At 53.2% G+C, this 16,009-nt stretch carries 11 protein-coding genes; 9 read left to right on the top strand and 2 right to left on the bottom strand.

Going from position 1 to position 16,009, the window contains the following annotated elements:
* The first annotated feature begins 122 nt into the window (after nt 1–122).
* From YWK_RS0102100 to YWK_RS0102120, 5 genes are read left to right on the top strand one after another with little or no spacing between them, the layout of a single operon-like run.
* Nucleotides 123–887, top strand: coding sequence for an aspartate/glutamate racemase family protein (locus YWK_RS0102100; protein ID WP_026963491.1), 765 nt, complete (start codon nt 123–125; stop codon nt 885–887).
* A 7-nt stretch (nt 888–894) separates the two neighbouring features.
* The gene (locus YWK_RS0102105) at nt 895–2,142 is read left to right on the top strand and encodes an allantoate amidohydrolase (RefSeq protein WP_026963492.1); all 1,248 of its coding nucleotides are present in this window, start codon (nt 895–897) and stop codon (nt 2,140–2,142) included.
* A gap of 50 nt (nt 2,143–2,192) precedes the next feature.
* Nucleotides 2,193–3,446: an ArgE/DapE family deacylase gene (locus YWK_RS0102110; protein WP_026963493.1), complete on the top strand. Its 1,254-nt coding sequence runs from the start codon at nt 2,193–2,195 to the stop codon at nt 3,444–3,446.
* Nucleotides 3,443–4,840, top strand: coding sequence for an allantoinase (locus YWK_RS17870; RefSeq protein WP_051374908.1), 1,398 nt, complete (start codon nt 3,443–3,445; stop codon nt 4,838–4,840). The genes YWK_RS0102110 and YWK_RS17870 overlap by 4 nt, the downstream gene beginning before the upstream one ends.
* Nucleotides 4,841–4,893: 53 nt before the next feature.
* Nucleotides 4,894–6,390 (top strand): NCS1 family nucleobase:cation symporter-1, encoded by a 1,497-nt coding sequence (locus tag YWK_RS0102120; RefSeq protein WP_026963494.1) that lies wholly within the window; start codon nt 4,894–4,896, stop codon nt 6,388–6,390.
* Between the two features lie 599 nt (nt 6,391–6,989).
* Here the strand turns inward: YWK_RS0102120 and aceB are convergent.
* Together aceB and YWK_RS0102130 are read right to left on the bottom strand one after the other, a co-directional pair.
* Nucleotides 6,990–8,609: a malate synthase A gene (aceB, locus tag YWK_RS0102125; RefSeq protein WP_026963495.1), complete on the bottom strand. Its 1,620-nt coding sequence runs from the start codon at nt 8,607–8,609 to the stop codon at nt 6,990–6,992.
* Between the two features lie 172 nt (nt 8,610–8,781).
* Nucleotides 8,782–10,428, bottom strand: a complete 1,647-nt coding sequence (locus YWK_RS0102130) for an L-lactate permease (protein WP_026963496.1) — start codon at nt 10,426–10,428, stop codon at nt 8,782–8,784.
* Between the two features lie 307 nt (nt 10,429–10,735).
* Between YWK_RS0102130 and YWK_RS0102135 the strand changes: the two genes are divergently transcribed.
* From YWK_RS0102135 to YWK_RS0102150, 4 genes are all read left to right on the top strand, one after another.
* Complete coding sequence (locus YWK_RS0102135; RefSeq protein ID WP_051374910.1) at nt 10,736–12,049, top strand: FAD-binding oxidoreductase; 1,314 nt, start codon at nt 10,736–10,738, stop codon at nt 12,047–12,049.
* Between the two features lie 2 nt (nt 12,050–12,051).
* Nucleotides 12,052–13,401, top strand: a complete 1,350-nt coding sequence (locus YWK_RS0102140; RefSeq protein WP_084453401.1) for a (Fe-S)-binding protein — start codon at nt 12,052–12,054, stop codon at nt 13,399–13,401.
* Complete coding sequence (locus YWK_RS17875; RefSeq protein WP_051374912.1) at nt 13,388–14,875, top strand: FAD-binding oxidoreductase; 1,488 nt, start codon at nt 13,388–13,390, stop codon at nt 14,873–14,875. Before YWK_RS0102140 ends, YWK_RS17875 begins: the two co-directional genes overlap by 14 nt.
* Before the next feature lie 83 nt (nt 14,876–14,958).
* On the top strand, nt 14,959–15,738 hold the full coding sequence (locus YWK_RS0102150) for an IclR family transcriptional regulator (protein ID WP_026963499.1): 780 nt from the start codon (nt 14,959–14,961) through the stop codon (nt 15,736–15,738).
* Nucleotides 15,739–16,009 lie beyond the last annotated feature (271 nt).

Consider the following 16,009-nt stretch of genomic DNA (forward strand, 5'->3'; position numbering starts at 1 on the left):
TAAATTTACATACATTTTAAAAAATTATGATAAACCAGGTTCTAATTTGTTCCCACTACCATATTTCCAGAAAGATAAAAGGTGGCGAATCACCTTTGATTTTCTGAAGGGAGCTCGGAGAAATGGCACGCATCAAAATAATCAATCCGAACACGACTTGGTCTCTGACGAATTCATTAGGCAACCACTTGCGTCAATATGTGGAACCGTCAACGGAACTTATCACGGTGAGTCCCCAAATGGGACCGCCTTCAATTGAATCGTTTTATGATGACTACCTATCGGTTCCCGGAATCCTAGAAGAAATCCAGAAGGGAGACCGCGAAGAAGCCATCGATGCCTACGTGATAGCTTGTTTCGGCGATCCTGGTTTATATGCTGCAAGAGAATTGACTAACGCTCCGGTGCTAGGCATTGCGGAAGCGGCTATGCAGATGGCTTCGATGGTTGCCGCCACCTTTACGATTGTGACAACGTTGCCGCGTACGCGCATGATGAGTGAGCGATTGCTTTATGACTATGGGATGAAAGATAAATGTCGAAGTATTCGAACGACACCTCTACATGTACTGGATTTAACCGGCGGTGCAGAACCTTCGGTTCGCTGCGTGATCGACGAATGTCGCCAAGCGGTGCAAGAAGACGCCGCTGAATCGATTGTGCTCGGTTGCGCGGCGATGTCTGTGCACCGCGAGCGAATTGAGTGTGAAGTGGGTGTCCCGGTGATTGACGGTGCACTTGCCGCCGTGAAGTTTTGCGAGGCTCTCGTTGGCTGCAGGATAAAGACAAGTAAAGCGTTGACCTTTGCTGAGCCCGAGGCAAAGCCGTTCGTTGGAATTTTAGATCGTTTTGGAAATCAACAACGCACGTCTGTGAAGGAGATATGAGAGGAATATGGCTAGGTTAAATGTGAGCCGCATGATTGAACGGATTGAATACTTGGCAACCATCAGTGCGACCGCAGAGAATGGTGTCACTCGTTTTTCCTTTACCGACCAAAGTGAACGAGCGAATGACATTGTGCAGCAATGGATGGAAGAAGCAGGCATGAAGGTCCACCGGGACGGCGTGAATAACCTGATTGGCCGTTATGAAGGAACAGACCCATACAGCCCGGTACTCATGATTGGTTCGCACATCGATTCAGTGAAGGAAGGGGGTAAGTACGACGGGGTCTTGGGAGTCATTGCAGGAATTGAAGTCGTGACACAACTATTTGAAAGGGAGATCAGGCCAAATCGTTCAATCGAAGTCGTAGCGTTTTGCGACGAGGAAGGTGCCCGCTTTCATACAAGTTTAATTGGTAGCAGGGCGATGGCAGGTCAGCTGACTGACGAAGACTTGCAGACGGCAGATGAGCAAGGGATCACGTTATCTGATGCAATGCGACAGGTCGGGCTCGACCCCGCAAACTACGCATCGGCAAAGCGAGATCCGAAGACGGTCCACTCCTATCTAGAACTACATATTGAACAGGGGCCAATTCTGCAAGAAGAGAATCAGCCCTGCGGGGTTGTTATGGGGATCGCCGGAGCGCTCCGATATAACTTTTGCATCTTAGGAATGGCAGGTCATGCAGGGACAGTGCCCATGTCTTTGCGCAAGGATGCATTGACAGGTACGGCAGAAATGATGATGGCGATTGAACAAATTGCGAATCAATATCCGCCTCTTGTGGCGACGGTGGGAAGGTTGAATGTTCAACCAGGTGTTGGGAATGTGATTCCCGGAACCGTTGTGGGTACTTTGGATATCCGGGATACTGATGAGCAAAGGAAGTTGCAGGTCGCTTCCGAGATGCTGTCAGCGTGTGAACAGATTTGTCGACAGAGAGGTCTTGAAAGCCGATTTGAATTAGTCACGCAATCACCTGCTGTACGTTGTTCTCCACGTTTGGTTGCACTGATCGAAAATGCCTTGATTAAGCGCAATATTAAACCGCTCAAGCTTCAAAGTGGAGCTGGGCATGATGCGATGGCCATCGCAGGTGTGTGCGATGTGGGTATGATTTTTGTTCGCTGCAAGGACGGTGTCAGTCATCATCCGGATGAGTACGCTTCGCCCAGTGATATTGAAACAGCAACGGAAATTCTCTTTGATGTCGTTTTGAATGAGTGCATTCAGACATCAGAGGTCAATTAAAATTCGATAATATTCGTAAATTTATAACTTATGTTCGAGGAGGTAGCAGGGTGCTCGACGCGAACAAACAAAAAATTCTTCAGTACATTGATGCAAATCAGGAGCGTTTAATTCAATTTCTCCAGGAAATCGTGACGATTCCTTCAGATAATCCTCCGGGAAATTGTCATCAAATTGCACATTTTATTCAAAGACGTCTGTGCGAGTTCGGCTTTGAAGACGCCTCGTTCCTGGCAGTAAGTCCTGAAGAAGCAGCGGCTGTAAGCCAGATTGAAGGGGCGAATGTGATTGCCTCGTCAACCTTCGGTGATGGCACAGGCCTGGAAATTGCTTTAAACGCGCATGGAGACGTTGTTCCGCCGGGATTAGGATGGACTGAAGATCCGTACGGCGGAAAAAATGTAGACGGGAAAATCTACGGTCGCGGCGCCGCCGTCTCCAAGTCAGACATCGCTTCCTATACGTTTGCCGCTCTTGCTTTACGGCAGGTGGCTCGAGACCTCAATGGGCGGGTCGTCTTAGCGTTCAATTTTGACGAAGAGACAGGTGGCATGATTGGGCCTAAATGGCTCATCCATAACAATTACATCCGTCCTGACCTGGCGATTGCCGCCGGGTTCACGCATTCCATCACAAACGCGCATAATGGCTGCTTACACTTAGAAATCAAAACAATCGGAAAATCTGCGCACGCTGCGGTGCCCTATACTGGACACGATGCGCTTGAGGCGATGACGGCGGTGCTACTTGCACTCTACGATTATCGACGCTCCTTGTCTGACATTCATTCGAGCGTCGAAGGGATTGATTCGCCATCACTCGTGGTAGGACTCATCAAGGGCGGAACCAATACGAACGTGGTTCCGGATGAATGTGTCATTCGTTTGGATCGCCGAATCATCCCAGAGGAAAACGCGGAAGTAGTCGAGGCTATGATTCGCGACGTTGTTGAACAAGCAGTCAAACCGTTTCCAGGTATCAAAATCGAGATCAAGCGCATTTTGCTTGCGAGCAACCTAGGACCAATCGCGAAGGATTCTAGGCTTGTCCGAACTCTGGCAACGAACTGGAGCGAGCTAATGGGCGGGGAACCTCCGATTGAAGGTGTTCCTCTCTATACAGATGCTCGCCATTTCGCTGAAGCTGGTGTACCAGTCGTGATGTTTGGAGCAGGGCCGCGAACATTAGAGGAAGCAAACGGACACCGGGCGGATGAACACGTCAAGATTGATGATCTTATTAATGCTACTAAGATTGTCGCTTGTACACTTTATGACTTGTTGCAAAGCGGGGAGACACTGTGAGCGAACATTACGACCTTATCGTCCGAAATGGTTGTGTTGTCAATGAGAATTACCGGTTTTATGCGGATATCGGGGTCCGCGAAGGGCGGATTGTACGTATTGAGGAACATTTGCCGGACAGCGTAAAGGCACGTGCCGAGATCGACGCAACGGGACTTTACATTTTTCCTGGCCTGATTGACACGCATGTCCATTTTAACCAACCCGGTAGAACCGAGTGGGAAGGATTCGCATATGGCAGCCGCAGTTTGGCTGCCGGCGGAGTGACGACATTTTTTGATATGCCGCTCAACGCCCATCCTCCGACGAATACGGTCCAGGCGTTCGATCTGAAAAAACAGGCTGCTGACCGAGAGTCAATGCTTGACTGCCGGTTGTGGGGAGGACTAGTACCAGGCAATCTGGACTCGCTTGAAGGTCTATATCAGAGGGGGGTCATCGGCTTTAAAGCTTTCATGTCCGCTAGCGGCATCGAAGATTTTGAGCGAGTAGACGACAGCACATTGCTGAAAGGCATGCAAAAGATTGCAAAGTTAAACTCAATCCTCGCTGTACACGCTGAAAGCGACTTTATAACCCGTCACCTGACAGACATAATGCAGAAAAGTGGCCGCCAGACGGCGCGTGACTACTGTTTAACCAGACCTATCCTCTCTGAAATCGAGGCGGTGCGGCGTGTCATTGCCTACGCAGAAATCACCGGCTGCAAGCTGCACATCGTGCACGCGAGTTGTTCACCCGTCGTCGCAGTCGTGACGGAAGCCAAAAGCCGCGGCGTAGATGTTTCAGTGGAAACATGCCCACACTATTTGTCTTTAACCGTGGAAGATTTTGAGCGGATTGGAGGTGTAGCAAAATGTGCGCCACCGCTTCGGGACCAAGAGCACGTTGAATTGTTGTGGCGTTCTGTGGCCAATGGGGAGGTCGACATCATCGGATCAGATCACTCACCTAGCCCTGTTTCTCTGAAAAATATAGGTTCCGACAACATGTTCGAGGCATGGGGAGGGATATCAGGCGCGCAGACAACGCTGAACATACTGTTGGAGGAAGGGCATAGGGCTAGAAAGCTGCCGTTAGAAGCAATTGTTCGACTAACTTCTGCGAATCCGGCGCGACGCTTTGGACTGTTTCCGCAGAAAGGCATTGTGGCACTCGGCAGTGACGCTGATTTGACGCTAGTAGACTTGAATGCGTCGTTCAAGCTTGAGAGCGCAGATTTGTTTTATCGGCATCCACACAGTCCTTATCTCGGCAAGACATTTCACGGAAAAGTAGTCTACACGGTGCAGAGGGGCCGAATACTCTACGAAAATGGAAGGTTCTTAGAAGAAGTATCTCTGTCATGTGTTAATGCTGTGACAGACAGATCAGCACCGCAGTCGATAGCTTGAGTCAGGTGATGCAACAATTACGTCCTATTTTTAATGATGGGAGGTCAATTGCAATGCAAGATGGTCGTAGCAAATTCACCGCTGAAGGCGCCAGTAAGTTCAGCAACCATGATCTATTACCCATTCCTCAAGAGAAAAGAAATTGGAACAGGTACAACTTTGCTACGGTGTGGATGGGCATGATTCACAACATCCCCACATATGCCACTGCTGGCGGGTTGGTAGCGATGGGGCTTTCACCATGGGCTGCCATTGCCGCCATCATGGTCGGGTCGCTCGTCCTCTACGGGGCGCTCGCCTTAAACGGGCACGCAGGGGCCAAATACGGCTTGCCGTTTCCGGTCCTTATCCGCACCTCATTTGGGGTCATCGGCGCTAACATTCCGGCGGTGCTGCGGGCGTTCGTGGCCATCATGTGGTTCGGCATTCAAACTTTCGCAGGCAGCAGTGCATTGATGGTGCTGCTCGTGAACATCTGGCCCGGCTGGGCGCATCTAGGCGGAAGTTTCAACTTGCTTGGTCTGTCGCTGCCAGGTCTTTTGTCGTTCCTCGTCTTCTGGCTTGCAAACGTTCTGTTTCTGAACCACGGCATGGAATCCATCCGGAAAATGGAAATTTTCGCCGGTCCGTTAGTCTATGTGGTATTTATCGGGCTGGTGATTTGGGCCATACGTGCTGCTCATGGACTTGGACCGATTTATTCCCAAACTGGCAGTTTTCACAACTTCGGTTCCGCATTTATGCCGTTTGTCACCGCCGTCACTGGCATCATTGGGATTTGGGCGACCCTAGTCTTAAATGTAGTGGACTTTACGCGCTTTGCCGCGAAACAGCGCGAACAAGTGTTTGGTCAGCTACTTGGCTTGCCAGGAACATTCTTTCTGTTTGCGTTTGCCAGCATCACGGTAAGTTCAGGCGCAAAAGTGGCGTTCGGTCAGGTCCTTTGGGATCCGGTTCAAATCCTGGCTCACTTCCACAATCCAATTGTCATCTTGTTGTCCGTAGTCACCCTTTGTATGGCGGCCGTTTCAACCAATTTAGCAGCAAATATCGTTTCCCCTGCGTATGACTTAGCAAATTTGTTCCCGAAATGGATCGACTTCCGGCGCGGAGCATATCTTTCGGCCATTCTCTCTATCTTCACCTTACCGTGGAAACTGATGCAGTACTCGGCAAGCATCTTTGCTTTTCTCGGCACGATTGGCGGACTGCTCGGTCCAGTAGCCGGCATTATGTTTGCAGATTATTTCGTGTTCAGAAAGCGGACCATTGCCGTCGCGGAGCTGTACACAATGCATGGCAGATACGCCTACTACAAGGGATTCAATTACCGTGCATTTGTCGCTACATTGATTGGCGCGCTGGTATCGCTCATCGGCCAGTTCGATCCATCACTGAGGGCACTGTATGACGTTTCTTGGTTTATCGGTGTGGGCGTGGCGTTTTTCGGTTATGTTACGTTAATGCGGTTGCATCCACCGGCTGATATTTCAGTTCCTGACCTCGTCGTACCAGAATCCAAAGTTTCGGTGGATACTCTTGAAATCTAGGAAAATCGAATATCCACGAACTATGTTCTGTAGTCACAGAACATAGGGCGAGGCTCATGGGCAGTACCATGAAGAAGACAGTGCTTTTCTGAAGAACCGCTTTGCAGCTCACGCACATCTCGATTCGAAGACAGCATAAAATCAATATGTATCGACCCAGACTAGCTCCAGGACCATACTGACTGCCAACACCCGTTCCATGGAGCCGAAGGCCATTGTCCCGAATTTATCAGGGAATGGGCGTTGGTTGGTGTATGACCCAATTTATGGACCATGGCGGGTTTGTGTCATTTTCATGCAGTAAACGGAGACCTATCATCTAAGGGGCATCATGCCGAGAAGAATTCGATGGGGTAAGGGCTAAAAACGGTTATAAAGCCAGTGATCCAATGACCCGTATTGGGTCGTTTTGCTGTCGGGGCCCCTGCCACCGTCTGACCATGTTTTCAAGCTACTTTCCTATGTAAATACACGATTATTATTGTTGGTCAGGCTAATTTTCAAACCTGGCAAGGAGCACGCGCGGCCTGTTAAGCGCACAAACAGGCTGCCGAGCATCGCCCGACAGCCCCATCCGTACACCCAAGAACGCGCTCCATTCAGACCGTCAACCGTTCATCCTCGAGCAATTCATATCCCGGGAGTGTCAAGAACTCGACGAACTCGTCGCTGGTCGTGATGTCGTCCATCAGTTTTGCGGCCATCTCGTATTTGCCCGCGTTGTATGCCGCTTCACCGATGGTCGCCTTGATCTTGTTGAGTTCCTCCGCGAGCGTCTGGCGAAACAGCTCGACAGTCACCTTGCGGCCATCGTCGAGAATTCCCTTCGGATGGCGAATCCATTGCCATACCTGAGTGCGGGAGATCTCCGCGGTGGCTGCGTCCTCCATCAGGTTAAAAATCGGAACTGCGCCGGATCCGCGCAGCCACGCTTCGATGTATTGCACGCCGACACTGACGTTGTTGCACAGGCCCGCTTCGGTGATGGTGCCTTCGGGTACGGCTAGCAGGTCAGCCGCGGTCACGTGGACGTCTTCGCGTTTCCGATGAACCTGATTCGGAGTGGGCATCAAACGGTCGAACGCGTCAAGGGCAACCTGTACCAAACCAGGGTGAGCCACCCAGGTGCCATCATGTCCATCCTGTGCCTCCCGCTCTTTATCGGCACGGACTTTCGCGAGTGCATCCTCGTTGGCGACGGGATCGTTTTTCACCGGAATCTGCGCTGCCATGCCGCCCATGGCAAACGCGTTCCGGCGGTGACAGGTCTGGATGGTCAATAGGGAGTACGCGCGCATGAACGGGACAGTCATCGTGACCTGTGAGCGATCCGGCAGAATAACGTGCGGCTGGTTGCGCAGCTTCTTGATGTAGCTGAAGATGTAGTCCCAGCGTCCGCAATTTAATCCGGCGGCGTGGTCGCGCAGTTCGTATAGGATCTCGTTCAACTCAAACGTCGCCAGGATGGTTTCAATCAAGACTGTGGCCTTGATGGTGCCGCGAGGGATGCCCAGTGCGTCCTGGGCGAACACGAACACGTCGTTCCACAGACGCGCTTCCAGGTGGCTTTCCATCTTCGGCAGGTAGAAGTACGGGCCAGAGTTGCGAGACAACAATTCTTTGGCGTTGTGGAAAAAGTAGAGCGCGAAATCAAACAGCGCGCCGGACACAGGCTTTCCGTCGAGCACCACGTGTTTCTCTACCAGGTGCCAACCACGCGGGCGGACAATCAAGGTGGCAATTTCGGGTTTCAGTGCATAGTGCTTGCCTTCTGGGCTGGTGTAGTCAATGGAGCGCCGAATCGCGTCGCGCAGGTTGATCTGCCCTTGGATGGTGTTTTCCCAAGTGGGGGAGTTCGCGTCTTCGAAATCGGCCATGAAGCACTTGGCGCCGGAGTTGAGGGCGTTGATGACCATCTTGCGGTCGCTGCTCGGACCGGTGATCTCGACGCGCCGGTCTTGCAGATCCTGTGGAATGGGCCCGACGGTCCACTCGCTGTTTCGGATGTGTTCTGTCTCGGGCAAAAAGTCCGGCAGTTTGCCGGCATGGATCTCCGCTTCACGCTGCTGGCGCTTCTTCAACAAATCTTCGCGGATTGCACCGAACTTTCTCTGAATGCTTGCGAAAAACTCAAGAGCCTCGGGACTCAAGATTTCTGCAAACTCGAGCGAGTACGCCCCTGTGATCTCCATTCCTGTCGGGGTAAGGTACTTGGACATGGTGAATACCTCCTTAGCTGAAATAGTGTGCATCGCACACGTAGTTTTCTGAATAGTATCACAAATTGTTATGGATTGCGAAATTGGGTTCTGTATTATGGAACCAAGAATCGGGTGACCCAGTGTCTGGACAGTGACGCCTGGGCCACCCTAAAGGGTTTGATACACGAGTTTACTTTGGAATGACACCAGGGACCACGTATGCCTCAAGCGTGGTGATGATAGCCACAATGAGCACGAGGGCAATGCTGTGCTTCAGGGTGAACCGGTACAGTTCACCTTCTCTGCCAACGAGACCGGTAGCGGAAGTACCCACCGCGATGGACTGCGGAGAAATCATCTTGCCCATGACACCGCCGGATGAGTTCGCTCCCATCGTGAGGTACGGGCTCATGTGTAACTGCTGCGCCGTCAGCTTTTGCAGATCGCCGAACAGCAGGTTCGAAGATGTGTCGCTTCCGGTGAGGAATACACCGAGCCAGCCGAGGAACGGTGAAAAGAAGGGGAAGAGCCCTCCGGTTGTTGCCAAGGCCAAGGCCATGGTCGCCGACATGCCCGAGTAGTTGAACAACTGCCCAAAGCCAACCACACATGCGATGGTGAGCAGCGGGAAGCGCAGTTCCAGAAATGTCTCCCACATGGTCCGGAACCAATCTCCGAGGGACTGTCGGCAGATGAACATCGTGATGAAGGCCGCGATGAGGATGGATGTGCCTGTCGCCGCCAGGATGTCAAACTTGTAGGTGACTGCCAGCGGGGTGAGTTTGGCCGTGATTGGCGCATGTTTGGCTACGGCCATGTTCAGGTCAGGCCAATTAAACACTTGCGTAGCTCCACCCAGCAGCTTCTTTACCGGAGTCAAGGCCCACAATACGATCATGACCGTCAAGACCAAAAACGGGGACCAGGCGTGAAACAGTTTCCCAAAGGATAATTGCTGTTCCTTTTCCAGCGTTGCAGCCGTTTCATAGGCGGCCATCGGTTCGCCCTTGAATCTCCACACCGACTTCGGCTGCCACACACGAAGGAGCAACACGAGGCAAATCAGAGATACAATCGCCGCTGCCACGTCGGGGAGTTCCGGGCCGATAAAATTGGACACGAGGAACTGTGTCAATCCAAACGACAAACCGGTGGTCAGCGCCGCAGGCCAAACTTCTTTCATGCCCTTCCAGCCGGACATCACCACCATCAGCCAGAATGGTACGATGAGAGAGATGATGGGCAATTGTCGACCGACCATCTGACTGATCAAAAGAGGATCCACGTGGTTCGCGGTCGCCATGGCCGTGATGGGAATACCAATGGCGCCAAATGCGACAGGCGCCGTGTTCGCCAGTAAACAAATACCGGCTGCATACATGGGATTAAATCCGAGGCCCGCCAGCATGGAGGCGGCGACGGCAACCGGGGTGCCGAAGCCGGCCGTGCCTTCGAGGAACGCACCGAATGAAAAGGCAATCATCAATGCTTGTATGCGTCGGTCTTCCGTGAGACCGGAAATGGAGCGGCGGATGATGTCAAAGTAGCCGGTCTTTACGGTGATTTTGTACAGAAATACCGCGGTGAACACAATCCAGCCAATGGGCCAGAGACCTGTCAGCATGCCGTATACGGACGCTGAAAGCGCTTTATCGAGAGGGAATTGAAAGATTAGCCAGGCGTCCGCAATGGCCAACAGCAGCGTCCACAAGGCAGCGACGTGCCCTTTCATCCGACGAATTGCAAGAGCATAGAAGAAGAACAAGATGGGAATCAACGCCAACAGTGCTGACCAACCAATACTGCCGAGTACAGGGTGATAATGTTGTTCAACCAACCCGACTCCTCCTCATAGGAAACGTATAAAGATAGGATTATGCGATATTTCTGTTTACCCTGGTTTTGTTGGCGACACCTCCTGGATCACAGACATGTGTCAAGGCGCTGCTGGGGTCGGATCATCATGAGGTCCTTTTAATTGTCATTGTATTTTGAATATTCTTTCTGTACAATCGTTTTAGAACGAAATTCCACAATGCAGAACAAACATACAGATGCAAACGTGAATGCCTAGTAGTTTAGTAGCTATCAAACGGTCAGAGTGATGCGGCAGAATGCGGAAACGGGGAGGAGAAAGCGCTGACATGGGACGAGTGGAGTCGAAAGTCTCTCCGCAGATTGTGGCGGAAGCGGCAGCAGCCGTGATCGGCAGAGACTGCGTGCGCATCGTGAAGAGGAACGCGGAACACTTCGCATCTGACGGTTTTCAGGTAGTCGTGGAGCCTGACAACGAACTACAGGTCAGTGAGGTCATGCGGTTGGCGCAACAGGAACGTTGGACCGTTTGCCCGATTGGGGCCGGCACACAGCTGTCGGCGGGAAGTCCAGAAGACGTGGACATCATCCTCGCGATGGGAAAGATGAACCGGATTCTTGCGTACTCACCGGAAGACATGGTTGTCACGGTTCAACCAGGCGTGTCGTTGAATACGCTACAGGCTGTGCTCAGGGAACACCAGCAAATGTTGCCGCTGGATCCCATCCTTGCAGATGAAGCGACCATCGGGGGCGTGGTCGCGACAGGCGCCAGTGGTCCGCGTCGGGTGCTGTACGGGACGGTACGAGACATGGTCATCGGCCTGCGCACCGTCTATCCGGGCGGAGAAGTCGTTCGGACCGGCGCCAAAGTCGTCAAGAACGTGGCTGGATACGACATGACGAAGCTGTTCACGGGTTCTTTTGGTACGCTTGGTGTCCTGACGGAAGTGACATTTAAATTGAGACCGCTACCGATTCACCGGGAAACGGTGGTGTTGTCGGGATCGGCCTCGGCAATGGATCATCTACGCAAAAAAGTCGTTGATTCCTATCTGATCCCGAGCCGCTTTGAAGTGACGTCCGGGGGATGGCAACAGGTCGCTGGCGAGTCCCACGGAAATTGGAACATGTCCGTGGATTGTGATGAGAACGAATCATCAGCTGCTGATCAGACGGCACAGTTGAAACAGTGGGCCGACGAGCTTGGGCTCACATGCACCGTGTTCCGGAAGGACTCCGCCGACGAATGGTGGGATGTCTACCATCGTCAGTTGTTGGAGGCGGAAACTGTTGTCCGCATCGGCGCCCCACCGTCAACACTGACTGCCATCGGAGCGAGTGTGTTTTCCGACGTATCAGTCGATGCGTACCGTTTGTCACTTGGTGTGGGACACGGTGTTGGCAGATTATATCTCCGCGGTCTCACCGCTGATAAGGTGGTTCACATTGTCGAGGCAGTCCGGAAGCAAGCGGTCGAGTGCGGCGGCCATGCAGTTGTGGAGAAGGCTCCTTTGTCGGTGCGCAACAAGGTGGATAGTTTTGGAGCGACTGGGAGTGTGGAAGGACTACTGCGAGGGATCAAAGCATCCATCGATCCACAGGGCATCCTCAATCCAGGTCGATTTGTGGGGGGGATCTGAACATGGCCAAGACTGCAGTGCATTTGGCGGATATGGCGCAGCGATCGACGTCCTTTCCGTGGCCCGACGCACCCGAGGAAGACCAGTATTCTGTCTGTGTACACTGTGGATTCTGCCTGGAAGTCTGCCCAACGTATCAGCAACTGGGGGACGAAAACCACTCTCCGCGGGGCAGGGTGCATCTGATCAAGGAGGCCTCACAAGGCCTGCTTCCCCTGGATGAGTCAGTGATAAATCCGGTGTTCACCTGTCTGGACTGCCGCGCCTGCGAAACTGTGTGTCCGTCCGGGGTGCAGGTGGGAGCGTTGATTGAAGAAGCGCGTGGTCAAGTGCATTATCAAGAGCCACCCAGCGGACTGAGCGGTGCCGTTGAGAAATTGTTCTTGCGCGGCATTTTTCCTCGTCCCGCGCGTCTCAAGAAAATCCGCAGATTGATGCGATTCTATCAAATGTCCGGTTTGCGAACCGCCGTTCACAAGATGGGTCTGCTCAAGGTGTTACCCATGCACCTTAGGGAATTGGAGGCCGTGATTCCGGACATCACAGAGCAGTCGGCGCTCGACGCACTGCCTGAATTAATGCCGGCGCAAGGAGCCCGAAAGGCGTCGGCAGGGCTTTTCACGGGATGCGTCATGGACGTGTTTTTCTCCGACGTGAACATGGCGACTGTCAGAGTTGCCAATCGAAACGGACTCGACGTCCTCGTGCCGAAGGAACAGATTTGCTGCGGAGCGCTCCAAGTGCACGCCGGCGACAGGGAACAAGCCCGAAAAATGGCCCGTCACAACATCGACGTGTTTGAGCGCACGGGCACTGACTACATCATCATCAACGCGGCGGGTTGCGGTGCCGCGCTCAAGGAATATCCGGAGCTGTTCAAGGACGATCCAGTCTATCACGAGAAGGCGGAACAGTTTTCAAGCCGCGTCCGGGACATTTCGGAACTGCTGGTGGAAGTGGGGTATGAGCGGCCCCAGGGAGAAGTGAACTGTACGTTGACGTATCACGATGCTTGTCACCTATGCCATGCGCAAAAGATCCGCTCCCAGCCGCGGGAGCTCTTGAAATCGATCCCTGGGGTCAACCTGGTGGAAATGGTTGATGCAGATCGTTGCTGCGGAAGTGCGGGCATCTATAACTTGACACATCCGGACATGGCCGGGCAGTTGCTGGAGCGCAAAATGGATGACATTCCGGAAGGGGTGGAGGCCGTGGTCATGGGGAACCCCGGGTGCATGATGCAGATTAAGGCCGGCGTCGAACGCAGGAAGGTCGATTTGGATGTCCTGCACACGGTGGAACTGCTGGATCTGGCATATCGACGGGAGGGGAACCACGATGAACGGCGATAAAGTCATTCGCGAACTGGTGCGCATCCTGGGGCCGTCCCGGGTGTTGCACAAGCCGCATCAATTGCACACTTACAACTGTGATGCATACGTGGCGAAGACGTCTCTGCCGCGCGCTGTTGTCTTTCCGGAAAGCACGGAGGAAGTCGCACGCATTGTGAAGCTGTTGCACGAGAACGACATCCCGTTTCTACCCCGCGGAGCCGGAACCGGACTAAGCGGAGGGGCGACGCCGCTTAACGGCGAAGTGATTGTCAGCCTGGTCCGTATGAATCGGTTGCTCAGGGTTGATTTTGACAACCTGCGCGCCGTCGTTCAGCCGGGTTTGGTGAATTTAACGCTGACACGTAAGATTACGAATAAGGGCTACTACTACGCACCAGATCCGTCCAGCCAGTCGGTGTGCACCATCGGGGGAAACCTGGCGGAGAATGCGGGTGGATCACACTGTCTGAAGTACGGCGTCACCACCAATCACATTGTCGCAGCGAAGTTCGTACTGCCAACGGGTAATGTGGTGGACATAGGCCAACCGTTCGGGGACCCCGTCGGCTATGACTTGTTGGGGCTCGTGGTGGGGTCTGAAGGGACTTTGGGCATTGCCACGGAAATTACCGTGCGCATCCTCAAGAAGCCGCAGGCCGTGAAAACGGCGCTTGCCCTGTTCGACAGGGTTTCCGATGCCTCTGACACAGTCTCTGATATCATTCGAGCTGGAATCATCCCGGCGGCCATTGAAATGATGGATCAATTGGCGATGCAGGCTGTCGACAAGAGCAACTACTACGTGGGATACCCGGCCGACATTGAGGCGGTTCTGCTGATAGAAGTGGACGGGATGGCCGCGGGTGTCGAAGAGACATCACAGCGCGTGGTGGAGATTTGCAAGAGCCACAACGTGCGAACGGTCAAGGTGGCCGAGAACGACGCGGAGCGCGCGTTGTGGTGGAGCAGCCGGAAAATGGCGTTTGGTGCAACGGGACGAATTTCTCCCGACTATATCGTGCAGGACGGAGTCATTCCGAGATCGCGATTGACCGAAGTTCTGCACAAAATATCGGAGATTAGTCGCGAGTCCGGTTTACGCATTGCAAATGTATTTCACGCGGGAGATGGCAACCTGCATCCGCTTATCTGCTACGACTCGCGCATTCCCGGGGAGACGGAGAAGGCTATCAAGGTTGGCTCGGCTGTGTTGAAAGTCTGCGCCGACGTGGGTGGGTCCATCACGGGAGAGCACGGGGTCGGCATTGAAAAGTTGGAAGAGATGAGGTTCTTGTTCACTGACACCGACTTGGCAGCGCAACTGGCGATCCGCAGCGTGTTCAATCCAAAGGATTTGTGCAACGCCGGGAAACTGGTGCCAAAGCCGTCACGGTGCGTCGAAGTTCGCCATGCACAGCGGATTATCGAGCAGAACGCGGACTTCTTTGGGGGATTTCAGGAACAAACAGAGCTCATGTCGCCCTCCAAATGAGGGCGTAGCGGAATTTGGAAGCGCTGATCCGTCAAAACCGACTGGCAGGCAGGTCCTAGTGACGTTGAAGGAACGGTGGGAGAATGGACGATTACACGGTAAAGTCGGTGGACAAAGCGTTCATGCTGCTGGAAGTGGTCAGTGAGCATCCGAGTGGCATGGCGATTACGGAGCTCGCGAACGAAGTCGGGATGTATAAAAGCACGGTGCACCGGTTGCTCGGAACGATGATGAAACGGGGATATATCGAACAAGACCCTCAGACCGGCAAGTACAAGTTGGGGTACACCGTACTTGATCTGGGAATGCGACTCCTGTCGTCGATTGACCTGCGGCGCGAAGCCATGCCGTATTTACAGGAACTCGCCAAACTGTCCAATGAGGTGGTTCACCTTGCCTTTCTGGATCGCGGAGAGGTTGTATACATTGAGAAAGTGGAGAGCCGACATACCATACGCATGGTGTCTCGCGTGGGTAAACGCGTACCCGTGCATGCGACGGGACTCGGTAAGGCCATTCTCGCATTCTTACCCAGGCAAGAGACGCTGAACATCATCGAACGCTACGGCCTGCCGAAACTCACGGACTACACCATTACGGACAAGGACGTTCTTCTTGAATCCCTTCAAGAGACGCGGAAGACAGGCTTCGCAGTGGATGTGGAGGAGAATGAACTTGGCATCTGTTGCGTGGCGGCGCCGATTTGGGAACACAACCAGCGGGTGGTGGCGGCGTGCAGCGTGTCAGGGCCGAGCATCCGCATGACACTAGAGCGGCTCCGTGAACTGACCCCGTATGTAAAGCGGACCGGCGCACAGATATCGGAACGGTTAGGGTATGCGCGCGGCGGGGGGCCGTCGTAACGCCGAGATGCTTTCGGCATGAAGTTACAGTTTCGCAGTACCCGTACACATGAGAAGGAACTTCATGTGGATGCAGCTTTACCGTGAAAGACACCACAACGCCCTTGACATTGTATCTCTGAAGAGAGAGGTAAATCCGTCACCCTTTCGTCAGTCAGCGAGGCCAGCGAACAGGCAATATAAAAATGGCTTACGTATAGCGGAAGGCATAAAGTCTTTTCACGTCCTCTTGTGTAGCAAGGGGTTTCTTGTACCTAAAAATACTCAGAGA

Source organism: Alicyclobacillus pomorum DSM 14955, assembly GCF_000472905.1.
Lineage (GTDB): Bacteria > Bacillota > Bacilli > Alicyclobacillales > Alicyclobacillaceae > Alicyclobacillus_A > Alicyclobacillus_A pomorum.

What these genes read in the sequence shown, in the direction of transcription:
- YWK_RS0102150 (WP_026963499.1), top strand. Translation starts at nt 14,959, where the DNA reads ATGGACGATTACACGGTAAAGTCGGTGGACAAAGCGTTCATGCTGCTG.
- YWK_RS0102140 (WP_084453401.1), top strand. Translation starts at nt 12,052, where the DNA reads ATGGCCAAGACTGCAGTGCATTTGGCGGATATGGCGCAGCGATCGACG.
- YWK_RS17875 (WP_051374912.1), top strand. Translation starts at nt 13,388, where the DNA reads ATGAACGGCGATAAAGTCATTCGCGAACTGGTGCGCATCCTGGGGCCG.
- YWK_RS0102105 (WP_026963492.1), top strand. Translation starts at nt 895, where the DNA reads ATGGCTAGGTTAAATGTGAGCCGCATGATTGAACGGATTGAATACTTG.
- YWK_RS0102120 (WP_026963494.1), top strand. Translation starts at nt 4,894, where the DNA reads ATGCAAGATGGTCGTAGCAAATTCACCGCTGAAGGCGCCAGTAAGTTC.
- aceB (WP_026963495.1), bottom strand. Translation starts at nt 8,609, where the DNA reads ATGTCCAAGTACCTTACCCCGACAGGAATGGAGATCACAGGGGCGTAC.
- YWK_RS0102135 (WP_051374910.1), top strand. Translation starts at nt 10,736, where the DNA reads ATGGGACGAGTGGAGTCGAAAGTCTCTCCGCAGATTGTGGCGGAAGCG.
- YWK_RS0102100 (WP_026963491.1), top strand. Translation starts at nt 123, where the DNA reads ATGGCACGCATCAAAATAATCAATCCGAACACGACTTGGTCTCTGACG.